21 protein-coding genes and 1 tRNA gene are annotated in these 23,033 nt (G+C 73.8%); 6 read left to right on the top strand and 16 right to left on the bottom strand.

Annotation, left to right across the window (positions count from 1 at the left end):
* Positions 1-36: 36 nt before the first annotated feature.
* On the bottom strand, positions 37-1,029 hold the full coding sequence (locus tag ACZ52R_RS04105; RefSeq protein WP_465752681.1) for an Lrp/AsnC family transcriptional regulator: 993 nt from the start codon (positions 1,027-1,029) through the stop codon (positions 37-39).
* Between the two features lie 116 nt (positions 1,030-1,145).
* Between ACZ52R_RS04105 and ACZ52R_RS04110 the strand changes: the two genes are divergently transcribed.
* Positions 1,146-1,949, top strand: a complete 804-nt coding sequence (locus ACZ52R_RS04110) for an inositol monophosphatase family protein (protein ID WP_465623699.1) — start codon at positions 1,146-1,148, stop codon at positions 1,947-1,949.
* Positions 1,950-1,992: 43 nt separating this feature from the next.
* On the opposite strand, the gene ACZ52R_RS04115 is transcribed toward ACZ52R_RS04110, so the two are convergent.
* From ACZ52R_RS04115 to ACZ52R_RS04140, 6 genes are all read right to left on the bottom strand, one after another.
* Positions 1,993-2,889 (bottom strand): amidohydrolase family protein, encoded by an 897-nt coding sequence (locus tag ACZ52R_RS04115; RefSeq protein ID WP_465662778.1) that lies wholly within the window; start codon positions 2,887-2,889, stop codon positions 1,993-1,995.
* 11 nt (positions 2,890-2,900) lie between these two features.
* The gene (locus tag ACZ52R_RS04120) at positions 2,901-4,535 is read right to left on the bottom strand and encodes an acyl-CoA dehydrogenase family protein (protein WP_360492871.1); all 1,635 of its coding nucleotides are present in this window, start codon (positions 4,533-4,535) and stop codon (positions 2,901-2,903) included.
* Positions 4,519-5,274, bottom strand: coding sequence for a TetR/AcrR family transcriptional regulator (locus tag ACZ52R_RS04125; RefSeq protein WP_465662774.1), 756 nt, complete (start codon positions 5,272-5,274; stop codon positions 4,519-4,521). The genes ACZ52R_RS04120 and ACZ52R_RS04125 overlap by 17 nt, the downstream gene beginning before the upstream one ends.
* Before the next feature lie 199 nt (positions 5,275-5,473).
* On the bottom strand, positions 5,474-6,967 hold the full coding sequence (locus ACZ52R_RS04130; protein ID WP_465623705.1) for a S28 family serine protease: 1,494 nt from the start codon (positions 6,965-6,967) through the stop codon (positions 5,474-5,476).
* Between the two features lie 239 nt (positions 6,968-7,206).
* Complete coding sequence (locus ACZ52R_RS04135) at positions 7,207-8,031, bottom strand: S1 family peptidase (RefSeq protein WP_465623708.1); 825 nt, start codon at positions 8,029-8,031, stop codon at positions 7,207-7,209.
* Positions 8,032-8,197: 166 nt separating this feature from the next.
* Entirely contained in the window at positions 8,198-8,827 is a 630-nt protein-coding gene (locus tag ACZ52R_RS04140) for a TetR family transcriptional regulator (protein WP_465623710.1), read from the bottom strand.
* 119 nt (positions 8,828-8,946) lie between these two features.
* Between ACZ52R_RS04140 and ACZ52R_RS04145 the strand changes: the two genes are divergently transcribed.
* The 3 genes from ACZ52R_RS04145 to ACZ52R_RS04155 all read left to right on the top strand — a co-directional run bounded on the left by ACZ52R_RS04145 (position 8,947) and on the right by ACZ52R_RS04155 (position 10,506).
* Positions 8,947-9,102: a hypothetical protein gene (locus ACZ52R_RS04145; RefSeq protein ID WP_189918519.1), complete on the top strand. Its 156-nt coding sequence runs from the start codon at positions 8,947-8,949 to the stop codon at positions 9,100-9,102.
* A 68-nt stretch (positions 9,103-9,170) separates the two neighbouring features.
* Positions 9,171-9,449 (top strand): DUF4190 domain-containing protein, encoded by a 279-nt coding sequence (locus ACZ52R_RS04150; RefSeq protein ID WP_465752683.1) that lies wholly within the window; start codon positions 9,171-9,173, stop codon positions 9,447-9,449.
* Positions 9,450-9,621: 172 nt separating this feature from the next.
* The gene (locus ACZ52R_RS04155) at positions 9,622-10,506 is read left to right on the top strand and encodes a metallophosphoesterase family protein (RefSeq protein WP_465623713.1); all 885 of its coding nucleotides are present in this window, start codon (positions 9,622-9,624) and stop codon (positions 10,504-10,506) included.
* A gap of 105 nt (positions 10,507-10,611) precedes the next feature.
* Here the strand turns inward: ACZ52R_RS04155 and ACZ52R_RS04160 are convergent, their stop codons facing one another.
* The 9 genes from ACZ52R_RS04160 to ACZ52R_RS04200 form a co-directional block, all read right to left on the bottom strand.
* Positions 10,612-13,185, bottom strand: a complete 2,574-nt coding sequence (locus tag ACZ52R_RS04160) for an FtsX-like permease family protein (protein WP_465752685.1) — start codon at positions 13,183-13,185, stop codon at positions 10,612-10,614.
* Between the two features lie 8 nt (positions 13,186-13,193).
* Positions 13,194-13,949, bottom strand: coding sequence for an ABC transporter ATP-binding protein (locus ACZ52R_RS04165; RefSeq protein ID WP_465623716.1), 756 nt, complete (start codon positions 13,947-13,949; stop codon positions 13,194-13,196).
* Entirely contained in the window at positions 13,946-14,233 is a 288-nt protein-coding gene (locus ACZ52R_RS04170; RefSeq protein ID WP_360492895.1) for an SHOCT domain-containing protein, read from the bottom strand. The genes ACZ52R_RS04165 and ACZ52R_RS04170 overlap by 4 nt, the downstream gene beginning before the upstream one ends.
* Positions 14,234-14,512: 279 nt before the next feature.
* Positions 14,513-15,190 carry a response regulator transcription factor gene (locus ACZ52R_RS04175; RefSeq protein WP_360492898.1) on the bottom strand — a complete coding sequence of 226 codons (678 nt, stop codon included), beginning with the start codon at positions 15,188-15,190 and terminating at the stop codon, positions 14,513-14,515.
* Positions 15,187-16,443: a sensor histidine kinase gene (locus ACZ52R_RS04180; protein ID WP_465623718.1), complete on the bottom strand. Its 1,257-nt coding sequence runs from the start codon at positions 16,441-16,443 to the stop codon at positions 15,187-15,189. The genes ACZ52R_RS04175 and ACZ52R_RS04180 overlap by 4 nt, the downstream gene beginning before the upstream one ends.
* A gap of 184 nt (positions 16,444-16,627) precedes the next feature.
* Positions 16,628-19,162, bottom strand: a complete 2,535-nt coding sequence (locus tag ACZ52R_RS04185; protein WP_465752773.1) for an ATP-dependent Clp protease ATP-binding subunit — start codon at positions 19,160-19,162, stop codon at positions 16,628-16,630.
* Between the two features lie 148 nt (positions 19,163-19,310).
* Positions 19,311-20,015 carry a VIT1/CCC1 transporter family protein gene (locus ACZ52R_RS04190; protein WP_465620285.1) on the bottom strand — a complete coding sequence of 235 codons (705 nt, stop codon included), beginning with the start codon at positions 20,013-20,015 and terminating at the stop codon, positions 19,311-19,313.
* Between the two features lie 87 nt (positions 20,016-20,102).
* Positions 20,103-20,741, bottom strand: coding sequence for an HAD family hydrolase (locus ACZ52R_RS04195; protein ID WP_465752687.1), 639 nt, complete (start codon positions 20,739-20,741; stop codon positions 20,103-20,105).
* Between the two features lie 280 nt (positions 20,742-21,021).
* Positions 21,022-21,096 (bottom strand) — tRNA-Val (locus ACZ52R_RS04200).
* A gap of 228 nt (positions 21,097-21,324) precedes the next feature.
* On the opposite strand from ACZ52R_RS04200, the gene ACZ52R_RS04205 reads away from it, so the two are divergent.
* Together ACZ52R_RS04205 and ACZ52R_RS04210 are read left to right on the top strand one after the other, a co-directional pair.
* On the top strand, positions 21,325-22,734 hold the full coding sequence (locus tag ACZ52R_RS04205; protein WP_465752689.1) for a coiled-coil domain-containing protein: 1,410 nt from the start codon (positions 21,325-21,327) through the stop codon (positions 22,732-22,734).
* 47 nt (positions 22,735-22,781) lie between these two features.
* A complete protein-coding gene (locus ACZ52R_RS04210) occupies positions 22,782-23,006 on the top strand; it encodes an FmdB family zinc ribbon protein (RefSeq protein WP_465620279.1) in 225 nt (74 codons plus the stop codon).
* Positions 23,007-23,033: the final 27 nt, after the last annotated feature.

The raw sequence follows: 23,033 nt of genomic DNA on the forward strand, positions 1-23,033 counted from the left end.
GTACGGTCGCTACCGACTCCGGGGCGGGTACGGTCGCTACGGCCTCCGGGGCGGCTGCCGGAGCAGGACCCCCGCCCGCTTCACCGCGCGGGCGGTGATCGTGGTCTCGACGCGGGCGGCCCCGAGCGGGCCGAGGGTGTCGGTGAGGAAGCGGTACAGCTCGCCGTGGTCCGCGCAGAACAGCGTCGCCAGCAGGTTGGTCGGGCCGCTGGTGGCGAACACGCCGTGCACCTGCGGGTGGCGGGCCAGGGCCGCACCGACCTCGGCGAGCCGGCCGGGCGGCACGTCCAGCCAGAGGTTGGCGTCGACGGCCATGCCGAGCAGCCGCGGGTCGACGGTGGCGTGGGTGCGCAGCAGTCCGAGCTCGTCCAGCCGGTGCAGTCGGCGGCGCACGGTCGACTCGGGGGCGCCGACGGCCGCGGCCAGGACGGCGTGGGACTGCCGGGCGTCCTCGCCCAACCGATCCAGCAGCGCACGGTCGAGGCCGTCCAGCGGTGGGGGTGCGGCGGGGCGCGGGACGGCGGGACGGGCGAGCGCGGCGGCCTCCGCCTCGGTCAGGTGGCCGGCCCACCACTGCCCGGCGTCGGCGAAGGCGTGCAGCACGGCGTGGGTGGTGGTCTCGGTGACGGCGCCGGTCGCGGGCAACTGCCCGTACAGCAGCCGGTCGCGGGCGCCGGCGTCGGTCATCATGACGGCGCCGATCTCGTGGCCGCCGAGCATCACGTCGACGAAGGGGACGTCGGAGCGGTCGGCCAGCGCCTGCGCGATGGTGTTCACCCGGCCGCTGAGCACCCGGACCCGCAACAGCAGCGCACCCACGGCTGCGTCCTCGACGTCGGGCATCCGGACCACCCGCAGCACCCCGGCCTGCCGCATCCGGGCCAGGCGGCGGGTGACCGTACGGGCGGAGACGCCCAGCACCTCGGCGATCCGGCCGGGCTCGGCCCGTCCGTCCACCTGGAGGGCGCAGATCAGGCGGCGGTCGAGCGCGTCCAGTACGGCGTCCGGATCGGCAGCGGAGAGGTCCATGGTGTCCGATTCCCGTCATTCTCGGCGGCTTGAGAGTCCCGTTCGGCAGCCCCGACGGTACTACTTGTCTCGGGAGGCCGGAGCGAACCGGCCGTGAGCAGGTGAGGAAGACCGTGATGAACGAGCTGTGGACGCTGGCGCAGGGTGTGGAGGCCGCGGTGCGCGAGGTCGGCGCGAAGCTGGCGGCCCGCCGGTCCACCGAACCCGTCACGGCGCGGACGCTCGAGGAGGCCGGGGCCCGCTTCGCCGAACTGGACGGGCCGGCCGCCGCCGAGCTGCAGCAGCGGCTGACCGCGCTGCGCCCGCAGGCCGGCTGGGTGCCGGAGGAGTCGGACGACTCGGTGCCCGCCGAGGGCGAGTGGTGGCTCTGCGACGCGACCGACGGCGCGGTGCAGTACCTGCTCGGCCAGCCGCACTGGGCGGTCACCGCCACGCTGGTCCGGGACGGCGCCGCCGTGCTCGCCGTGGTGCACGCCCCGGAGCTGAACGGCGGACGGACCTACCGTGCGGTGCTGGGCGGCGGAGCCGAGCTGGACGGTCGCGCCATCACCCCGCTGGAGCGCGAGCTGGCGGCCACCGTCGCCGCCACCAGCCAGCCGCCGCGGGTGGCCGGGGACCCGGTGGCACTGCGCCGGGCGGGCGAGTCGCTGTCCGCGATGGCCGGCGCGGTGCTGGCGGTGCGCAACCTCGGCCCGACCGCACTGCAGGTGGCGCAGGTCGGCTCCGGGCACCTGGCGCTGTTCTGGGAGTACGGCCTGGACGCGGGCAACCTGCTGCCCGGCGCGCTGATCGCGAGCGAGGCGGGCGCGGCGGTGACGGACGCCGCCGGGGCGGCCTGGACGGCCGACGCCGACAGCTTCCTCGCCGCCGCGCCCGGGCTGCACGCGGACGCGCTGGGGGTGCTGGGGGCGGTCAGCTGAGCTTGAGGTCGTCAGCTGAGCTTGAGGTCAGCTGAGCTTGAGGTCAGCTGAGCTTGAACAGGGCGGCCGCGTTGTCGTGGCAGACCGCCCGCAGCCACTCCTCCCCCAGCCCCAACCCGGCCAGCGCGTCCAGCTGGTGGACGTACCGGTACGGGATGTTGGGGAAGTCGCTGCCGAGCAGGATCCGGTCCTGCAGCCCGCGCAGGCGCGGCAGTTCGTCGCGCGGGAACGGGTCGTCGGCCTCGACGAAGTCGGTGAACGCCATGGTGGTGTCCAGCCGGACGGCCGGGTGGCGCTCGGCCAGGTCGAGGAATTCGCGGTAGTCGGACATGCCGAGGTGGGCGACCACCAGGACCAGCCCGGGGTGCCGGTCCAGCACCGCGCCGATCGGGCCGGGACCGGTGAACTTGCCCGCCACCGGCCCGGATCCGCAGTGACTGACCACCGGGGTGCCGGTCTCGGCGAGCAGTCCCCAGACCTCGTCCAGCGAACGGTCCGTCGGGTCGTAGCCGCCGACCTGCAGGTGTGCCTTGAACACCCGGGCGCCGTCCTCGAGCGCCCGGGCCACGTAGCCGGGCGCCTCGGGTTCGGCGAAGAAGGTCGCGGTGTGCAGGCAGTCCGGGGTGCGGGCGGCGAAGTCGGCGGACCAGGCGTTCAGCCAGGCGGCCATCCCGGGCTTGTGCGGGTACAGCATGGACGTGAACGCCCGTACGCCGAACTCCCTTAGCCGCCGGACGCGTTCGTCCTCGGCCTCGCGGTAGGTGATCGGCCAGGGGCGGTTGATGAGCGGCCCCGCCGCGTCGAAGTACGCCCACACCTTGTCGAGGACGTTCTTCGGCATGAAGTGGGTGTGCACGTCGATCAGGCCGGGCAGCCCGAGGGCCTGCCAGAACGCGCGGACCTCCGCCACCCCCTGGCAGCCCGCCTCTCGGGCGCTCACTTCCCGGCCGCTCACGCGGGCACCGGGCGGGCGCGGTCGATGATCGCCTCGGTGTCGACCCCCGCCGGCAGCGTGCCGAAGGCCGCGCCGTGGTCGCCGCCCAACCGGCCGGCGCAGAACGCGTCGGCCACCGCCGGGTCGCCGTACCGGACCAGCAGCGAGCCCTGGAAGGCCAGCGCCATCGACTCCACCAGCCGGCGGGTGCGGTACTCCAGGTCGGTCAGGTCGGTGAGTTCCTTGCGCAGCGCGGCGACGGCCGCGTCCAGCCGGCGGTCCGCGCCCGCGGCGGCGTCGAGTTCGCCGAGGAAGGCCTCCACGCTCTCCGGGCGCTTGGCCATGGCGCGCAGCGCGTCCAGGGCGGCGACGTTGCCGGAGCCCTCCCAGATCGACACCAGCGGCGCCTCGCGGTAGAGCCGGGGCATCCCGGACTCCTCCACGTAGCCGTTGCCGCCCAGGCACTCCAGCGCCTCGGCGGCGTGCGCCGGACCGCGCTTGCACACCCAGTACTTGGCCACCGCCAGGCCCAACCGCCGTACCAGCGACTCGGTTTCGTCCCCGGCCAGGGCGAGGTCGGTGGACTGGGCGAGCCGCATCGCGACCGTGGTGGCCGCCTCGGACTCCACCACCAGGTCGGCCAGCACGTTGCGCATCAGCGGCTGGTCGACCAGCGCCTTGCCGAACGCCCGCCGGTGCAGGGCGTGGTGGACGGCACGGGTGGCGCCGTAGCGCATGCCGGAGGCGGCGCCGATGGTGCAGTCCAGGCGGGTCATGTTGACCATCTCGATGATGGTCGGCACCCCGCGGCCCTCCTCGCCGACCAGCCAGCCGGCCGCGCCGTCGTACTCCAGCTCGGCGGAGGCGTTGGACTTGTTGCCGAGCTTGTCCTTGAGCCGCATCAGGTGCAGGCGGTTGCGGCTGCCGTCCGGCAGGACGCGCGGCAGCGCGAAGCAGCTGAGCCCGCCCGGGGCCTGGGCGAGCGTCAGGAACAGGTCGGACATCGGCGCCGAGGTGAACCACTTGTGGCCGGTGATCCGGTAGGTGCCGTCCGGCTGCGGGACCGCGGTGGTGGTGTTGGTGCGGACGTCCGAGCCGCCCTGCTTCTCGGTCATCGACATGCCGGCGATCAGCCCGCGCTTGGTGCGCGGCTCGCGCAGCCCGAAGTCGTACTCCTTCGCGGCCAGCAGGGGCTCCCACTCCTCGGCCAGGGCGGGGGTCGCACGCAGCGCCGGGACGGCGGCGTAGGTCATCGAGATCGGGCAGGTGTGGCCGGCCTCGACCTGACTCCAGACGAAGAACTTGGCGGCGCGGGCGGCGTGGGCGCCGGGGCGCTCGTCCCGCCAGGGCGCGGCGTGCAGGCCGTACGAGACGGCGGTGCGCATCAGTTCGTGCCAGTACGGGTGGAACTCGACCTCGTCGATCCGGTGACCGAAGCGGTCGTGGGTGCGCAGCACCGGCGGGTTCTCGTTGGCCAGCCGGCCCCACTCGGCGGCCTGCTCGGAGCCGGCCAGCCGGCCCAGCTCGCGCAGCTCGGGCTCGGCCCAGCCCGCGCCGGCCCGCCGCAGGGCGGCGAGCAGCGCGGGGTCGGCGGCGGTGTCGTGTCCGTACGGCAGGGGCACCTGGTTGGTGACCTCATGCGTCGCTGTCATCGCGTCCTCCCAGGGCACGCAGGGTGAAGGAGACCAGGGCGGGGACCACCTCGGCGGCGGCCCTCCGGGGATCGGTGGGCGTGGCGGGCCCGGTGGGCCGGGCAGGGCCGGCGGGATCGGTGGGCCCGGCAGGCTCGGCGGGATCGGTGGGCTCGGCGGGCGTGGGCCCGGTGGGCGTGGGCCCGGTGGGCCCCGCAGGCTCGGCGGATTCGCCGGCGAGCGGGCCGGCCAGCGCCTCGCCGACCGCGCCGACCAGGGCCGCGGCGGTCAGCACCGGATCCTGCTCGGGCAGTTCGCCGCTCGCCACGGCGGCGGCGATCTCGGTGGCGATCACATCGCGGAACGCCCGCCGGAACACCAGGCGCTCACCGTCCACCACCGCGTCGGCGGGTTCGACCAGCAACGCGTACGCCAGCCGGCGCGCGCGCAGGGCGCGGGTGGCGAAGGTCTCGACGACGGCGGCGATCCGCCGCTGCGGGGTGTCCCACTGGGCGGCGGCCGCGTTGACCGCGTCGATCTCGCGGGTGACCACCCGGCGGAACAGCTGCACCGACAGCTCGGCCTTGTTGGCGAAGTGCTGGTAGAGGCTGCCGGTGGCGATCCCGGCGCGGTCCGCCACGGCGGCCATCGTGCAGCCGCCGTAACCGCGTTCGGCGAGCAGGAGGACGGCCGACTGCAGCACCGCCTCGCGCTGGGCGTCCAGACGGGCTTGTACGGCGGGCGTGCGTCGGTAGGCCACGGAAGCATTGAAGCACTGATTCAGCGCTTCGGGGAGGGGCCGGGCCGCCGGGGTCCGGGTTGCCAGGGGCCGGGGGCCGGGCTTCCGGGGTCCGGGCTGCCGGGGTGGGGGCTCCCAGGGTCGGGTCTCCCCGGACGACGCGAGGAGGCCACCCCGGGCAGCGGGGCAGCCTCCTCAGTTCGTGGTGATCGCCGACGCGCTACAGCGGGCGGCGCTCCTGCTCCTGCCGCTGGCCCTCGACGTCCAGCGGGCCGAAGGCCGGGATCAGCTGCGGCGACTTGGCCAGGGAGCGGGCGGCGTCCTGGTCGCCCAGGCCGGCCCACTCCAGCACCTTGGCGGTGGCCTCCGCCGACTGCTCGGCGGGCAGCTTGCCGATGTTGGAGCCGTGGTTGCCGCCGGGCACGGTGTAGACGTAGCTGTCCTCACTGCCCCGGCCGAGGTGGAACGGCTTGGCGCCCCACGGGTCGTTGCCGCCGTAGACGTACATGATCCGCTCGCCCTCGCGCTTCACCCAGCGGTCGATGTCGGGCATCGCGTTCCGGTTGAAGACGGTCGGGATCTCCTTCGGCACGTAGGTGCGGGCCGAGTAGAGCTCCTTGTAGTCGTAGTGCAGCAGGTCCTTCAGGCGCGAGACGTCGAAGAACGGTGCGCCCAGCTCGGTGGCGGCCTGGTAGTAGTACGCGGTGTACTTCGCCAGCGACTGGTCGCTGTTGCCGGTGATGCCCGACTGCGCGTCGAACCAGGCGTACAGCTCGTCGTCGGTCGCGGTGGCGGCCACCGGGACCTTGGCGCAGTCCGCCTCCAGGCTGTACTGCCAGAACGCCCAGACCACGTCCAGCACGCCCGCCTCGTACGCGCGGTCCGGGGTGCCGAGGGTGTTGAAGGTGGAGCCGGCCGCCTTGTTGTCAGCGACGTAGCGGGTCTCCAGGCGGTCGCGGCGCACCAGCAGCTCGCGCTGGGCGGCGTTCAGCCGGTCCCGGCACTCGGGGGTGCCGACGGTGCGGAAGAACTCGCTGTAGGCCGCGTAGTCGTTGACGTCGGTGTTGTTCGGCGCGACGTAGGCGATCGTGCCGGCCACGTCGTCCGGGTAGAAGCGGCGGTAGAAGGTGGAGGACATGCCGCCCTTGCTGGCGCCGGTGGACAGCCACTCCTGCTGGTAGATCCGCTTGAGCGCGGTCACCAGCCGGTGCGAGTCGGCGGCCCCCTGGCGGATGCCGGCCTTGGACCAGTCCGCCGGGTCGGGGCGCGAGGGGGTGAAGAAGCGGTACTCGATGGAGACCTGGTTGCCGTCCACCAGCCGAGTCGGCTCGGTGCGGGACGGGGTGGTGCCCAGGGTGTAGCCGTTGGTGTAGAAGACGGTCGGGCGGTCGTAGCCGCGGTGCAGCAGGCTGAAGCGCTGCTGGAAGGTGCCCAGCCAGGGGCGGAACTGGTCGATCGGCTGGGTGTAGGTGGCGAGGAAGTAGCGGTGGTCCGCGTCGGTCGGCTTCTCCTCGGTGATGGTCACCCCGGGGATCGCAGCCAGCCGGTCCTTGATGTCGGCGTTCGGGTCGTCGGCGGGGCTCCGGCCGTGGGCCGACCCGGCCGTCCGGGCGCCCTGGGCGTCGGCGGCCAGCGCAGGGGACGCCAGCCCGCCGAACGCGAGCAGCGGTATCAGCAGGGTGGAAACCAACAGTCTTCTCAGCGTGGTGGTCATCAACTCTCCATCTGGTCAACGGACATGACTGCCGCCTTGTGGACACAACTCTGCGGTGCGGGTGGTACGGCGGCCGCCCGGTGGACGGCCGAATGGGCCATCCGCCGTCGGCGGGTGGCCCATCGGGGCAAGGGCGCTGGTCGTTGGGCCGTTGGGCCGTTGGGTCGCCGGGTCGCTGGGTCGCCCACGCGCGGGCGGTGCCTAAGGCAGGGCGGCCGCCTATGGGCGGGGCGGGTGCCCTACGGGCGGGGCAGGGCGCAGCCCGGGAGGGTGAGGTCGAACCGGTTTCCGGTGGCGAAGCAGGCCGGGATCCCGTACGTCTCCTGGGCGTAGCCGATGCCTTGGCGCACCGTCACGGTGCCGCTCTGGTCGACCTCGCAGGGGTTGTCCAGGGTGCAGCGCTCGCCGCTCTCGTTGATCGTGTTGTTGACGGCGACCAGCTGGCCGGACGAGGCGTCGACCACCGGCGAGCCGGAGGTGCCGCCGATCACGTCGCAGCTCGAGGTGTAGCGGACGGAGTCCTTGAAGGTCCAGTCGGCTTCCTTCAACCGGTAGGCGAAGCCGTCGACCGAGCAGGAGTAGATCTTCTTCCAGTAGCCGGAGACGACCCGGATCGAGGCGCCCTGGACGGGGTGGGTGGTGGCGACGGTCAGCGGGGCGATCCCGTACCGGGACTGGATCGAGGAGTAACTGGTGTTCAGCTGGTAGATCGACACGTCGGTGTCGGTCATCGCGCCGTAGACCACCTTGGTCGCGCGCAGCGTGGCGAGGCGTCCGCCGGTGGCGCTGAGCAGGGTGAAGCTCCGGCTGGAGGGCTGGTCGAGGACCACCTGGCCGGGGCCGGGCATGCCGGACTCCAGGCAGTGGCCGTTGGAGAGCACGAGCGCGGGGTCGCTTGCGGCCGAGCCGGGCATCCGTACCAGCGAGCCGGAGCAGTTGCTGAGTGCGACCGCTCCGGCGAAGTTGACGGTGGCCGAGGGGGCGGCCTGGACCTGGGAGGCTCCGGCGAGGGTGGCTCCGGCGGCCAGGAGCGTGGCGAGCATGCCTATGAGCGGCTTCTTCATGAGAGACCTCTCGGTGTGGGGGGTCCACGTGGGGGTCCACCAAAGCTGTCGCGGACATGACGTCCTGTCAAGAGTCAAAGCGCGACAAAGAGGCCATCCCGATCCGCCATGCCCGGTTGGCACCGCCGTCGGGGCCGGGGCGCCTTCGCGCCCCCTGCCCCGCGGGTCAACTTCCCTGCCAGTGGCGCCGACCCAGGCTGATCAGGCGCAGTTGCAGGCGCGCGGTGGCGGCGATCCGCCGCTCCCGGGCCGGGTCCGCCTCCTGCGCCTCCAGGAAGGCGGAGGCCGTGGACACCATGTGGTCCACGTACAACTCGGCGAGCATCCGCAGGTCCCGCTCGCTCCACCCCCGCGACACCGGCTGCAGCGCGAGCGCGGCACCCACCTCGGCGGCAAAGCGGCCGAGTTCGGCGTCGATCGCCTCGCGCACCTGCCGGACCCCGCCGTGCCGCTCGCGCGACAGGAAGCGGACGTGCGCGCGGTGTTCGCGGACGTGCCGCTCGATCACGTCCACCGCGCGGTCGATCAGCTCCTCGGCGCCGCCGGCCTCGGCGAGCACCGAGCGGATCATGACGTGCAGGCTGGCCAGCGACTCCTCGACCAGCGCGACCCCGAGTGCGGCGAGGTCCGGGAAGTGCCGATAGAACGCGGCCGGGGAGAGCCCGGCCTCCCGGGTGACCTCGCGAACGCCGAGGCTCGCCAGGTTCTGATCGGCCAGCAGGTGCAACCCCGCGTCCAGCAACGCCCGCCGACTCTGCTGCTTCTGGGCCTGTCTGGCCCCTACGGTGTGACTCACGCCATTCAGTAAACAGTTGTTTGCCGAACTTGGCCAGCCGGGGTACAGTGGTGTCGAAGTCAGTAAACACTTGTCAACCGAAACCGGCGCCACCACAGCCGCCGTCGAAGGAGTCAGCCGTGATCCTGTTCTCCGCCCTCGTCGCCATGGCCGTCCTGATCGGTACCGCCGCCCACACCTCGCTCCCGGTGTTCCTCGCCGCCTCCGCCGCCATCACCGCCTGGCTGCTCGCCTTCGGCGCCCGCGAGGGCATCGCCCGCCTGCGCCACCGCTGACCCGGCCCCTCCCCGGACCACTCCCGCGTCCACTCCCGCGACCACTCCCAGAGAGGACCCGCACAGCCATGAGCACCGTCACCACCCCGCAGAACGCCGGCCGCCGGGAGACCGCCGAGGCCGACAACCTGGCCGTCGCCTCCTTCCTGCTCGGCCTGCCGGGCCTGCTGCTCTTCAACATCGTCCTGGGCCCGATCGCCATCACCCTCGCCACCCTGGCCCTGCTCCGTGGCACCAGCCGCCGCGGCCGCGCCGTCCTCGGCCTCGCGTTCGGCATCGCCTCGCTGGCGATCCTCGCCGTCACCACCGCCACCTCCCACGGCGTGCTCATGGACTTCAGCTCCTGAGCCGTCCTCAGCTCCCCGGCCGATCCGCCGGACAGTCGACCCGTCGGGCCATCGAACCGCCAGACAGTCGATCCGTCCGACAGTCGAACAACTGATCCGTTCAATCCGCCCCGCTCCCCCGGCCCGGCACATAGGGTGGGCCACATCGGCCGGACGACCTCAGGGGGCAGGAGTGACCACGGAGAACCGCAGCGACGCACAGCCGGCGCGGCCCACCCCGACGGGCGGACGACTCCTCGCGGTGAGCGATCTGCACATCTCCTACCAGGAGAACCGCGACCTGGTGGAGAAGATCCAGCCCACCCACCCCGACGACTGGCTGCTCGTCGCCGGCGACGTCGCCGAACTCACCACCAGCATCGAGTGGGCCCTCGGCCTGCTCGCCGAGCGCTTCGCCCGCGTGGTGTGGGTGCCCGGCAACCACGAGCTGTGGACCCACCCCGAGGACCCGGTCCAGCTGCGCGGTGTGGCCCGCTACGAACACCTGGTGGAACTCTGCCGCCGCCTCGGCGTGGTGACCCCCGAGGACCCCTACCCGGTCTGGGGGGGCGCGGGCGGGCCGGTCCGTATCGCCCCGCTCTTCCTCCTGTACGACTACTCCTTCCGTGCGCCGGGCACGACCACCAAGGAGGAGTCCCTGGCGGCCGCGTACGAGAGCGGCGTCGTCTGCGCGGACGAGCGGATGCTCCACCCCGACCCGTTCCCGGACCTCGACTCCTGGTGCCGAGAGCGCGTCCGGCTGACCGAGGCGCGGCTGGCGGCCTGCGACCCGGACGTCCCGCTCGTCTTCGTCAACCACTACCCGCTGGTCCGCCACCCCACCGAGATCCTCTGGTACCCCGAGTTCGCCCAGTGGTGCGGCACCGAGCTGACCGCCGACTGGCACCGCCGCTTCAACACCGCGGCGATGATCTACGGCCACCTGCACATCCCCCGTAAGACCAGCTACGACGGCGTGCCCTTCGAGGAGGTCTCGCTGGGCTACCCGCGTGAGTGGCGCAAGCGCGGCCTGCCGGACCCGCTGCTGCGCGAGGTGTTCCCGCAGACCGCGGACTGACTCCCTGCTCCGGCTCTTCCTCCTCACGCCCTCCTCGCGCCGTCACGCCACCGTTTCCTCCTCCGTCTCCTCCTTCTCTGCCTTCTCCTCCGTCGCGATCGGCTCCTACTCCGTGGCGATCGCCCGCAGGACGTCCAGCCGCGCCGCCCGGCCCGCCGGGCGCAGGCCGGCCACCGCGCCCGCCAGCAGCCCGGCCGCCAGGACCACGGCCAACTGCTCGGGCGGTATCGCGAAGGACCCCGTCCCGGCGCTGTCCGAGGCCCGGACCAGGGCCCAGCCGAGGAAGGCGCCGAGCCCCAGCCCGCCGACCGTGCCGAACGCCGCCACCAGCACCGACTCCCAGCGCACCATGCCGCGCAGCTGCGCCCTGGTCTGGCCGACCGCCCGCAGCAGCCCCAGTTCCCTGGTCCGCTCGTGCACCGCCAGCGTCAGCGTGTTGGCGATGCCCAGCAGCGCGATCAGCACCGCCAGCGCCAGCAGCGCGTAGACCACCGAGAGCATCATGTCGACGCCGGAGGCCGCGCTCTTGGCGTACTCCGCCCGGTCCTGCACCTGCGGACTGCCGAACGGGACCAGCGCCTTCTCGACCGCCGCCTTGCCGGCGCCCAGTGAGACGCCGTCGCGCAGCCCGACCGCGACCATGGTGTCGGCGTCCTGCCCCCGGTGCGGGGCCCAGGCCTGCCTGGTCATCAGGTAGTCCCCGGCCAGCCCGCCGCCCTCGTAGAGCGCACGGACGGTGAACGGGCCGCTCGCGCCGTCGGTGAAACCCACGGTGACGGTCTGTCCGAGCCGCCAGCCGTGCTGCTGCGCCTCGGTGCGGGAGACCGCCAGCCCGTCCGTGCCGAGCGCGGCGAGCGAGCCGTCGACCCGGCCGAGGTCGACGATGCCGGACAGCCGGGCCGGGTCGGTGACGTCCAGCGTCCGCCCGTGCCCGTCGATCCGGGCGACGCCCCGGCCGAGCCCGACCGTCTGCCGCACCTCGGGCAGCCCGGCCAGGGCGTCCGCCACCTTGGGGCTGATCCCGCTGCCGCCGGCCCCGAACGAGGCGGTGGTGACGGCGAGATCGCCCGCGAAGGACTTGCTCACCGTGTCGTCCAGGGTGGCCTTGATCGACGCGCCGAAGACCGCGAACAGCGTGACCACCGCGACCCCGATCATCAGCGCGCTCGCCGTGGCCGCCGTCCGGCGCGGGTTGCGGGCCGCGTTGCGCCGGGCCAGCACCCCGGAGACGCCGCGCAGCCTGGGCAGCGGCGCGCCCAGCGTCCGGACCGCGAAGGCCGCGGCGACCGGCCCGAGCACCACCGTGCCCGCCAGCACCGCCAGTGCCCCGGCCGCCGTCAGCAGGACGGACGGACCGTCGGTGGCGCCGAGGACGGCCACCGGGACACCCCCGGCCAGCAGCAGTCCGCCGAGCGCCACCCGGACGGTACCCGAGCGCCCCTGCGCCGCCCGGTCGACACCGGTCTCCCGCAGCGCCGCCAGCGGAGCCGTCCGCCCGGCCCGGACGGCCGGCAGCAGCGCCGAACCCACCGCGACCAGCGTCCCGACCAGCAGCGGCAGCAGGACGGCGGCCGCGCTGATCACCATGCCGCCGGTCGGCAGGGCGAAGCCGAGCACCGAGAACAGCGCCTTGAGTCCGGTCGCCACCCCGATCCCGCCCAGCAGCCCGCCGAGCGAGGCCAGCAGGCCCACCGCCAGTGCCTCCGCCAGCGTCGCCCCGAGCACCTGGGCGCGCACCGCGCCGAGCGCCCGCAGCAGCGCGTTCTCCCGGCTCCGCTGGGCGACCACGATGGCGAAGGTGTTGTGGATGGTGAACGTCGCCACCAGCAGCGCGATCCCGGCGAAGACCAGCAGCAGCGTGGTGAACATGGTCAGGAACCGCCCGGACAGCAGCTGGGTGGACTCCTGGGTGGCCGCCGTACCGGTGATCGCCTCGACGCCGGAGGGCAGTTGCGGGGCGATCCGGTCGACCAGCTCCCGCTGGGACACCCCGCCGGCCGCGCGGACCTGGATCGAACCGGCCTGCCCCGCCCCCTTGGGCGTGAGGTAGCGCTCGGCGTCCGCGAAGGTCATCGCGGTGAAGGTGCTCGGCCCCATGCCGTCCGCGCTCGCCCCGAAGGTCGCGATGCCGACGATGGTGACCGGCACCGGGTCCGGGGTGCGCAGCACGGTGGTCGAGCCGAGGTGCAGCCCGCCCGACTTCGCCGCGCCCCGGTTCACCACGACCTCGCCCGGGGCGGCCGGCGCCCGGCCCTCGGCCAGCCGGTACGGGTTGAGCCGGCCGTCGGTGAGCCAGTTGCCCGCCAGCGTGGGCGGGCCCTGACCGCCGATCGGTTTGCCGTCGCTCCCGATGAGTTGACCCGCGCCCTGGACGGACGGCTCGACGGCCGCCACGCCGGGGATCGTGCGCAGCCGGTCGGCGAGCGACACCGCCACCGGCGCCCGCACCCCGCCGGCCGTGCCCGGGGAGTCCAGGACGTCGGCGCTGCGGACCACGACGTCGGTGCCCGCGTTGGCGTCGGCGAAGAGGGTGTCGAAGTTGGCCCGCAGGGTGTCACCCAGCACCATCGTGCCGGTCAGGAAGCTCACCCCGAGCAGGATGGACAGCAGGGTGCCGGTCAGCCGCCGCTTGTGGGCGCGCAGCGACCGCAGGCTGAGCCTGAGGGTGGCGGTGTTCATGCGCCCGCTCATGCCTGCCCCCGTTCGAAGGCCTTCATCCGGTCCAGCACCAGCCCGGCGCTGGGCCGCTCCATCCGGTCGACCAGCCGGCCGTCGGCGAGAAAGAGCGCCTCGTCGGCCCAGCCGGCGGCCGTCGGGTCGTGGGTGACCATGACCACGGCCTGGCCCATCTCGTCCACCGCCCGGCGCAGCAGGCCGAGCACCTCGCCGCCGGTGCGGGAGTCGAGGTTGCCGGTGGGCTCGTCGGCGAAGACCACCTGCGGCCGCCCGGCCAGCGCCCGGGCCACCGCGACCCGCTGCTGCTGGCCGCCGGAGAGCTCGCTCGGACGGTGCTGCAGCCGGTCGCCGAGGCCGACGACGTCGATCAGCGCCTCCAGCCAGGCCCGGTCGGGGGCGGCCCCGGCCAGGTCGAGCGGGAGGGTGATGTTCTCCCGGACGGTGAGCGTGGGCACCAGGTTGAAGGCCTGGAACACGAAGCCGATCCGCTCCCGGCGCAGCAGCGTGAGCCGCCGGTCGCTCAGCGAGCCGAGTTCGGTGTCCCCGATCCAGGCGCTGCCGGCGGTGAGCGTGTCCAGCCCGGCCGCGCAGTGCATCAGGGTGGACTTGCCCGAGCCGGAGGGGCCCATGATCGCGGTGAAGCGCCCGGACGGGAACTCCACCGTGACGTGGTCCAGCGCCCGGACCTCGGTGCCGCCGACGCCGTGGATCTTCACGGCGTCGGCGACCCGCGCGGCGGTGCCGCGTACGACGTCGAGGGTGGTCACTTGGCGCCACCTCCCCGGGCGTCGTCTCGCGGCGGTTCGCTGAGCACGGCCCGCTTGGCGCGGTACTCCTCGGCGTCGATGTCGCCCTCGGCGTAGCGGCGGCCCAAGACGGCCAGCGGGTGCTCCGCGGCGGATCCGGCCCCGTACCCGAAGCCGCAGCCGCGGCGCCGCCAGACCGTGCGGCGCAGCACCACGATCACCAGGAACACCACGGCGATCCAGACCAGGGGGATCAGCAGGATCCAGGGTCCGGGCCCGTGCCAGTCGGCGAGCTGCGTGTACATGGTGGTTCATCTCCTCGGCCGTGGGCCTTCAGGACCTCGGGCGGTTCCCGAGGTGTCCGAAGCGTCCCGCCGAGGGGTCTCATCACGCGTCCTACCAGCAGCGGCAGTCGGGATACTCCCGGGAGAGTACGAGCGGCCGGTGACACGCCGGGCCGGGAGTAGCCGCACCCGGGAACGCCCGCGCCCGGGCGTAGGCACGCAGGGAGTAGGCACGCCCGGGCGTAGGCACGCAGGGAGTAGCCACACCGGGAGCGTCCGCGCCGGGACGGAATCCGCCGCTCAGCCCAGCCAACCCGGCCGCACCAGCCCCGACTCGTAGGCCAGCACCACCAGTTGCGCCCGGTCCCGCGCCCCGAGCTTCACCATCGCCCGGCTGACGTGCGTCTTCGCCGTCAGCGGGCTGACCACCAGCCGCCGGGCGATCTCCTCGTTGGACAGCCCCATCCCGACCAGCGCCAGCACCTCGCGCTCCCGCTCGGTCAGCGTCGAGATGTCCGTCAGCCCCTTCGGCGCCGCCTCGGGGGCCTTGGACCGGGCGGCGAACTCGCCGATCAGCCGTCTGGTCACCCCCGGCGAGAGCAGCGCGTCCCCCGCGACCGCGACCCGGATCGCCCGCAGCAGGTCGGCCGGCTCGGTGTCCTTGACCAGGAAGCCCGCCGCCCCCGAGCGCAGCGCCTCGAAGACGTACTCGTCCAGCTCGAAGGTGGTCAGCACGACCACCCGTACGGAGGACAGCGCAGGGTCCTCGGCGATCCTCCTGGTCGCCTCCAGCCCGTCCATCCTCGGCATTCGGATGTCCATCAGCACGACGTCCGGCACGAGTTCGCGGGCGAGCTGCAGCGCCGCCTCCCCGTCGTCCGCCTCGCCGACCACCGTGAGGTCGTCCTGCAGGTCCAGCAGGGCCCGGAAGCCCGCCCTGACCAGCAGTTGGTCATCCGCCAGCAGTACCCGAATCACTCATTCCCCGCCTTCGGTGTCGGCAGCTCCGCCCGGACCCGGAAGCCGCCGCCGGGCAGCGGCCCCGCCGTGATGGTGCCACCGAACGCGGCCGCGCGTTCCCGCATCCCGACCAGCCCGCTGCCGGACCCGCCGGCGTCGGAGACCACCGTCGGCCCCGGGTCCTCGACCCGGACCACCAGCAGGGCGGGGTCCGTCCAGTCCAGCACCACGACCGCCTGCCGGGCCGCCGAGTGCCGGATGACGTTGGTGAGGCCCTCCTGGACGATCCGGAAGGCGGTGAGGTCGACGGTGGCGGACAGCGCGCGGCGCTCGCCGCGCTCGTGCACCTCGGCCTCCAGTCCCACCCGGTCGGCCTGCTCGGTGAGTTCGTCCAGCCGGTCCAGCCCGGGGGCCGGGCCGCGCGGCGCCGCCCCGGGCCCGCGCAGCGTCGCCAGCACCTGGCGGACCTCGCCGAGCGCCTCCTTGCTGGTCGACTTGATGGTGACCAGCGCGGTGCGGGCCTCCTCCGGCCGCCGGTCGAGCAGTGCCAGCGCGACCCCCGCCTGGATGTTGATCAGTGACAGGCTGTGCGCCAGGATGTCGTGCAACTCCCGGGCCATCTTGAGCCGTTCCTCGTTGGCCCGGCGCTCCTCCAGCTGCTGGCGGAAGGCCCGGTGGGCGGCGATCCGCTCGCGCCGGAACCGGACGATCTCGGCGATCGCCAGCACCAGCAGCAGCCAGGCCAGCAGCCCGAGTTCCTGCAGCCAGGCGGTGCCGGACGGCGGGGCGGCCCGCTGCCAGTTCGCGGGCAGCACGAAGGTGACGAGCACGTGCACCAGGTAGACCCCGCCCAGGCCGGCCCAGGCCGCCCGGCGGTGCCCGGCGGCGATCGCGGCGCAGCAGGCGATCAGCCAGCTCAGGAACGCCGGCCCGTACGGGTACCCGGCGGCCAGGTACCCGGCGGTGACCACCGAGGTGCCGGCCACCACCGCGACCGGACGGCGGCAGCGCAGCACCAGCAGGGCCGGCCCGAGCAGCAGCAGGAGGTAGCCGAACGCGTCCAGCGGCGCCCGCCCGGGCTGGTTGTGCGCGGCGAACCGCGAGCCGACCAGCTGGACCACCGCGACCGCCACCGCCAGCCCCAGCGGCAGGCCCGCCTTGGCCGCGCGCACCCACGGCGGGCGCCACGGCTCGGGCGGCTCCGGCGCGGCCGGATCCTCCGCGGACGGCTCCGGCGGTTCCTCCGCAGGCGGCTCCGGCGGCTGGGACATGGGCGGCATCATGCCCACAAGCTAGACCCGCGCCCCGCCCCCACGCGTCCTCCACGGGTGGCGTTCGGGCGTACTCCCGCTGGAGTACATCCGAAGGCGCCCTACTCCCCCGCCCTGCCCCCCACTCTGCCCCCTCTGCTCCCCTCTGCTCCCCCCGCTCTGCCCGTCTCAACGGTCTGGCGGTCTAGCGGTCCTCGGTGGCAGCCCGCGCCTCCTCCTCCGCCTTCTCGAAAGTCGCCGACGCCTCCGGCCGCGCCAGCGTGACCACCAGCTCCCCGTCGCTCATGTCCGCGATCAGCGTGTCCCCCTCCCGCACGGAGCCGTCCAGCAGCAGGTTGGAGATCCGGTTGTCCAGCTCCGACTGGATCGTCCGGCGCAGCGGCCGGGCCCCGAACTCCGGCTGGTACCCGCGGTTGACCAGGAACTCCTTCGCCGCCTCGGTGACGTCCAGCCGGACGTCCTGTGCCCGCAGCCGCCGCCGGCTGCGCTCCAGCAGCAGGTCCACCACCGACAGCAGGTCCTTCCGGGTGAGCCCGTGGAAGACGATCACCTCGTCGATCCGGTTGAGGAACTCCGGCCGGAAGTGCCCGCGCAGGTCCCGCATCAGGTCGTCCCTGATCTGGTCCACGTTCCCGGAGTGGTCCAGGATCCGCTGCGAGCCGATGTTGCTGGTCATGATCACCACGGTGTTGCGGAAGTCGACCGTACGCCCCTGGGAGTCGGTCAGCCGCCCGTCGTCCAGCACCTGGAGCAGCAGGTTGAAGACGTCCGGGTGCGCCTTCTCCACCTCGTCGAAGAGCAGCACGCTGTACGGCTTGCGGCGCACCGCCTCGGTCAGCTGCCCGGCCTCGTCGTAGCCGACGTACCCGGGCGGGGAGCCGACCAGCCGGGAAACGGTGTGCTTCTCCTGGAACTCGCTCATGTCGAAGCGGATCATCCGGTCCGGGTCGCCGAACAGCAGCGCCGCCAGCGCCTTCGCCAACTCGGTCTTGCCGACGCCGGTCGGGCCGAGGAAGAGGAAGGAACCGGTCGGCCGCTCCGGGTCGCCCATCCCGGCCCGGCCGCGGCGCACCGCCTGGGCGACGGCGGTGACCGCCTCGTCCTGGCCGATCACCTTCTCGTGCAGGTGCTCCTCCAGTTTGAGCAGCCGCTCCTTCTCGGTCGCGTTCAGCTCCGCGACCGGGATGCCGGTCCGGGAGGACAGCACCTGCGCGATGTCGTCGGCCGTCACGTCGACGACCTCCTCGCGGGACTCGGCGACCGCCGCCAGCTCGTCCTCGGTCTGCCGCAGCTCGGTCTTCAGGTTGGCGGCCCGGACGAACTCCTCGTCCGCGACGGCCTCGTCCAGCTCCCGCTTCAGCTTGGTGATCCGGTCCTGCACCCCGGTCGCCTCGGTGGACCCGCTCAGGCTGCGCAGCCGCACCCGCGCGCCGGCCTGGTCCAACAGGTCGATCGCCTTGTCGGGCAGGAAGCGGTCGCTGACGTACCGGTCGGAGAGCGCCGCCGCCGCGTCCAACGCCTCGTCGGTGAACCGCACCTGGTGGTGCGCCTCGTAGGCGTCGCGCAGCCCGTGCAGGATCTCGATGGTCTCCTCGACGCTCGGCTCGGGCACCAGCACCGGCTGGAAGCGCCGTTCCAGCGCGGCGTCCTTCTCCACGTGCTTGCGGTACTCGTCCAGCGTCGTCGCGCCGACCACGCTCAACTCGCCGCGCGCGAGCGCCGGTTTGAGGATGTTGCCGGCATCCATCGAGCCCTCGCCGCCACCGCCCGCGCCGACCACGGTGTGCAGCTCGTCCAGGAACAGGATCACGCTCTTCTCGGCGGCCGTGACCTCGTCGATCACGTTCTTCAGCCGCTCCTCGAACTCTCCCCGGTACTTGGAGCCCGCCACCAGCGCGGTCAGGTCGAGGGCGACCACCCGCTTCTCCTTGAGGCTCCGCGGCACGTCCCCGGAGACGATCCGCTGGGCCAGGCCCTCGACGATCGCGGTCTTGCCGACGCCCGGCTCACCGATCAGTACCGGATTGTTCTTGGTCCGCCGGGAGAGGATCTCAACGGTCTGCTCGATCTCCTCGGCCCGCCCCACCACCGGGTCCAGCCGGCCCGAGAGCGCCTCCGCGGTGAGGTCGCGCCCGTACTCGTCCAGCGTCGGCGTCTCGCTCGGGTGCGCGCCCGTACTGCTGCGCTCGCCACCGGTACCGCGCCCCTCCAGCACCGACTTCAGCACCTCCTGCGAGGGCGCCGATTTGCGCAGCGCCACGCCCGCACCCGAACGCTCCTGGTCCAGCAGCGCGCCGAGGATGTGCTCCGGCCCGATGTACGAGGCACCGGCCGCCTGCGAGCGGGCGTGCGCGGCGAGCAGCGCGCGCTTGGCCGAAGGGGTGAGCGCCGGCTGCCCGTCCACCGCGTCGGGGTTGCCGACCGGCAGGGCGTGCTCCAGATCGCCGGACAGCTGGTCCGGGTCGATGCCCGCGCGCTCCAGCATCCGCCGCGAGGGGTCCACCTGGGTGGCCGCCCAGGCCAGGTGGGCGGTGTCGAGGTCACTGGAACCGTCCTCGGACGCGCGCCGCGCGGCCAGTGCGAGCAACTCCTGCGAGGACTCGCTGAGCAGCCGCCCGATCGGCACCCGCTGCACGGCGGGCGGGGAAGCCAGCGGGCTCATTCCGAAGAACCGGCTGAGGAGATCGGAGAACGGATCGTTCGATCCGAACGGGGGCATGGTCACGGCGATTCACCTTTCCCAAGCGGTTTGCAGCCACACAAACACAGGCCGTGCGACCGCGCCTGTCGAGTCGGACAGTGCCTCCCACGGCCGCCGTCAGCGGCCCGCCGTCAGCCGTCAGCCGTCAGCCGTCAGCCGTCAGCCGTCAGCCGGTGAAACGATCCAGCAGCACACCGCCGCTGTACGTCACCGCCATCGCCAGCAGCCCGCCCGCGACATTGCGCCCCACCGCCCGGGCCGGACCGGCCCCGCCCATCCGGGCACTCGCCCAGCCCGACAGCGTGAGCGCGGCCACCACCGACACCACCGTCACCGGCAGCCGCCACGCCTGCGGCGGCAGCAGCACCGCCAGCAGCGGCACCAGCGCGCCCAGCGTGAACGCAGCCGCGCTGGCCAGCGCCGCCTGCCACGGATTGGTCAACGCCTCCGGGTCGATGCCGAGTTCGGTCTGCGCGTGGGCCGCGAGCGCGTCCCGCTCGGTCAACGCCACCGCCACGTCCCGGGCCAGGTCGTCCGTCAGCCCGCTGCCCCGGTAGTAGTCGGTGAGTTCGTCGAGCTCCCCCTCCGGGTCGTCCGCCAGCTCCCGCCGCTCCTTCGCCAACGCGGCCCGCTCGGTGTCCCGTTGGGTGCTGACCGACACGTACTCGCCGGCCGCCATCGACATCGCCCCCGCCAACAACCCGGCCACCCCCGCCGCGAGCAGCGCCGTCCGCGAACCGGTCGCGCCCGCCACACCCGTCACGATGCCCGCCGTCGACACCACGCCGTCATTGGCCCCCAGCACCGCCGCCCGCAGCCAGTTCAGGCGCGCCGACAACTCCGCCCGTGTCTCCCCGGCCTGCCCAGCCATCGCCCACCACTCCCCGACACCTGACCGACCCCCCGATCCTCACCCACCACCCACCGCCCCGCCACCCCGCCGACCGGACACCGCGCGTCAACGGCCGGGCCGCACCACCCGCCGGCCCAACACAGGCGCCAACGCCTGCCGTAGATCCTCCGGTCCCCGGTAGAGCACCCCGGTCATCCCCAGCGCCACCGCCGCATCGACGTTCTCCTGCCGGTCATCGACGAACAGGCACCGCTCCGGCGCCACCCCGGCCCGCTCCGCGGCGATCTCGTAGATCCTCCGCTCCGGCTTGGCACTGCCCACCAGGGAACTGTTCACCACCTCGTGCGCCAGCTCCGTCAGCCCCAGCCGCGCCAGGTCCTCGTCCAGCCACACCGTCGCATTGGTCACCAGCACCACCCGGCAGTGCTCCCGCACCTGCCGCAGCAGCCCCACCGCAACCTCGTCCGCCCAGAACGGCGAGTTCGCGAACGCCTCCGCCAGCCCCCGCGCCTGCGCCTCCGACACCCGCCCGAGCAGCCCGCGCGCGATCGACTCCACCCACTCCGCCTTGCCGATCCGCCCCAGCAACAGCGGCAGGTCGTTCTCCGGCGCGAACCCGACTCCCGCCGTACTCCCCTCCCCCACCCCCGCCGCCCGCTCCAACGCCGCCACCCCGGCCCCGTCGAAGAACCGGATCACACCGTCCACGTCACACAGCACCGCATCAAACGCCCTGGCAGTCATCCCGCCTCCCTACCAGCAGCAGCACCGCACCCCGAGACCGGGGTACGGGGTGCGGGGTGCGGCCGGCGCTGACGGGGCCCAACTCTTGGCCCTCGGCAAACCCCGGCCGACAGTTGGGCCAGGGTCTCCCCCGGCCCCCGGAAAGACCGGGGGGCAGCTGCCCTACGGAGCTGGATCTCCCGGCAACCGGCCGCACCAGGCCGACCGCAACCCCCGCCACCGACAACGCCCGAGGACCGGCCCCGGAGGTGAGTACCTCCCGGACCGGCCCTCGGCGCACTGGTGGGCGCGGACGGTTTCGAACCGCCGACATCTGCTTTGTAAGAGCAGCGCTCTACCGCTGAGCTACGCGCCCCCGGTCGTGGCCCGGTGGGCGCACGACGAGTGCCTAGGGTACCTGGTCCCGGGGGGTGGTGGGGGCCAGGCGCCCGGGTGGGGTGGGGGTGGGCGGTACGGGGCTGGGGCCGTGGTGGCGGCGGCGGTGGGGAGTCCGGGTGGTGTGTGAAGGGGGCGGGGCACGGGCGGGGAGGCGGGGGCGAAAGGGGTGGGAGGGGGTGACGGGTCGGCGGGGTGATCGGGGAGAATGGGGGCCGGATCAGCGGGTCGGAGCAGGGAGCGCGCAGTGACGGTGGCCGGCGGGAGCGGGCGGGGGCGGCGTCGGGCGGGGAATGCGCTGGCGGACGCGCTGGTGTTGCCCGTGGTGCTGGCGGGTGCGCTGGGGGCGGTCGGCCTGGCGTCGGCCGGGACCGGCGGCTGGTGGGGCCGGCGCGGCGGCGGGGAGGGCGTACGGGCGGGGGCCAGGGAGGCCCGGGCCGCGGCGCAGGAGGCGTTCTACGAGCTGGAGGAGACCCAGCGCGAGGTGCAGCTCGCGGTGGAGACGGTCCGTGCGGCGGAGGACGGGCCGACGACGCAGCGCGCGCTGGCCGATCTGGCGGCGATCTCCGGCCGGGTCGACCAGGTCACCGTGAACTACCTGGGCGCGCTCGACGCCCACAACCTGGACAGCGAGACCCTGGACGCGGGGGCGGCCGCGCAGGCCAGGCGCCAGCTGGAGGACGTGAAGGGCCAACTCGGCTCCGCCCGCGCCGAACTGAACGACTTCCTGCGCCGTCTGCAGCCGACCATCCAGCACGCCGAGCAGCAGCTGATGCGGGTCACCCCGGCGGTCGAGCAGGCCAAGCGCGCGCTGCTCACGGCCTCCAACGCGCTGGACGAGGCGCGCGGCGCCGGCCTGCGGGCGGACGACCTGGCGGCCCGGCTGGCCGAGCTGGCTCCGGAGCTGGGGCGGCTGAACGAGGGCCCGGCCCGGCACGGGGTGGCCGGCACGCTGCAGCGCGCGGACGACGTGAAGCAGCGCGCCGAGGCGATCGCCGCCGACGCCGCGCAGCTGCCGGAGCGGGCGCGCGAGATCGACCGGCGGGTGGCGAGCCTGCGGACCCGTATCCAGGCGCTGGAGACCAAGGCCACGACGGTCGAGCCCGCCCTGAGCGAGCTGCGCCGCCGGTTCAGCACCGCCTGCTGGCAGGATCTGCAGCGGGTGCCGAACCAGGTCGCGGAGACCGGGCGCGCCGCCGAGCGCAAGCTCGCCGAGGCCGCCCGTGCCCGGGACGAGCAGCGCTGGGCGGACGCCACGGCCGCGATCGGGACGGTTCGCGCGCTGCTGGACGCCGCGGACGGCTCGGTGGTCGCGGTGAACGACCGGCTGCGGCAGCTGAACGAGGTGCAGCACGACCCCAACCGGGAGATCGAGCGGGCTCGCTTCGCCATCCGGGACGCGCAGCGGCTGGCGATGGCCGGGCGCAGCGCGCCGGACCCACGGCACGCCGCCCCGCTGGACGAGGCGGTGGCCCGGCTGGACCGCGCGGTGGCCACGCTGGAGTCGGCCGGCCGGCATCCCGACTACTGGGTCTTCCTCACCGAGCTGGCGGCGGTGCGGGAGACGGCCGCGCAGGTGATCGGGCTGATCCGCGGCGACCTGGGCGGACACCACTAGCCGGTGACCGCGGGAAACCGGCGGGGTCACCTCGGTACCCTGCCGGTATGCCACGCTACGACTTCCGCTGCCGCTCCTGCGGCGCCACCTTCGAGCTCCGCCGTCCGATGGCGCAGTCCGGCGACCCCGCCGTCTGCCCGCAGGGCCACGAGGACACCGTGAAGCTGCTGTCCACCGTCGCCGTCACCGGCGCGGCCGCCGGCCGACCGGCCCCCGCCCCCAGCGGCGGGGGTGGGGGCGGCTGCTGTGGCGGCGGCTGCTGCGGGGGCTGACCAGGGCGCCGACCAAGGCGCTGGCCA

It is taken from the genome of Kitasatospora sp. NPDC034023 (assembly GCF_055575795.1).

Bases quoted from the DNA above. Each gene is read 5' to 3' on its own strand.
- ACZ52R_RS04135 (WP_465623708.1), bottom strand. From the start codon at position 8,031: ATGAAGAAGCCGCTCATAGGCATGCTCGCCACGCTCCTGGCCGCCGGA.
- ACZ52R_RS04120 (WP_360492871.1), bottom strand. From the start codon at position 4,535: ATGACAGCGACGCATGAGGTCACCAACCAGGTGCCCCTGCCGTACGGA.
- ACZ52R_RS04180 (WP_465623718.1), bottom strand. From the start codon at position 16,443: ATGTCCCAGCCGCCGGAGCCGCCTGCGGAGGAACCGCCGGAGCCGTCC.
- ACZ52R_RS04105 (WP_465752681.1), bottom strand. From the start codon at position 1,029: ATGGACCTCTCCGCTGCCGATCCGGACGCCGTACTGGACGCGCTCGAC.
- ACZ52R_RS04210 (WP_465620279.1), top strand. From the start codon at position 22,782: ATGCCACGCTACGACTTCCGCTGCCGCTCCTGCGGCGCCACCTTCGAG.
- ACZ52R_RS04205 (WP_465752689.1), top strand. From the start codon at position 21,325: ATGGGGGCCGGATCAGCGGGTCGGAGCAGGGAGCGCGCAGTGACGGTG.
- ACZ52R_RS04150 (WP_465752683.1), top strand. From the start codon at position 9,171: ATGAGCACCGTCACCACCCCGCAGAACGCCGGCCGCCGGGAGACCGCC.
- ACZ52R_RS04195 (WP_465752687.1), bottom strand. From the start codon at position 20,741: ATGACTGCCAGGGCGTTTGATGCGGTGCTGTGTGACGTGGACGGTGTG.
- ACZ52R_RS04110 (WP_465623699.1), top strand. From the start codon at position 1,146: ATGAACGAGCTGTGGACGCTGGCGCAGGGTGTGGAGGCCGCGGTGCGC.
- ACZ52R_RS04170 (WP_360492895.1), bottom strand. From the start codon at position 14,233: ATGTACACGCAGCTCGCCGACTGGCACGGGCCCGGACCCTGGATCCTG.
- ACZ52R_RS04185 (WP_465752773.1), bottom strand. From the start codon at position 19,162: ATGCCCCCGTTCGGATCGAACGATCCGTTCTCCGATCTCCTCAGCCGG.
- ACZ52R_RS04130 (WP_465623705.1), bottom strand. From the start codon at position 6,967: ATGACCACCACGCTGAGAAGACTGTTGGTTTCCACCCTGCTGATACCG.
- ACZ52R_RS04190 (WP_465620285.1), bottom strand. From the start codon at position 20,015: ATGGCTGGGCAGGCCGGGGAGACACGGGCGGAGTTGTCGGCGCGCCTG.
- ACZ52R_RS04160 (WP_465752685.1), bottom strand. From the start codon at position 13,185: ATGAACACCGCCACCCTCAGGCTCAGCCTGCGGTCGCTGCGCGCCCAC.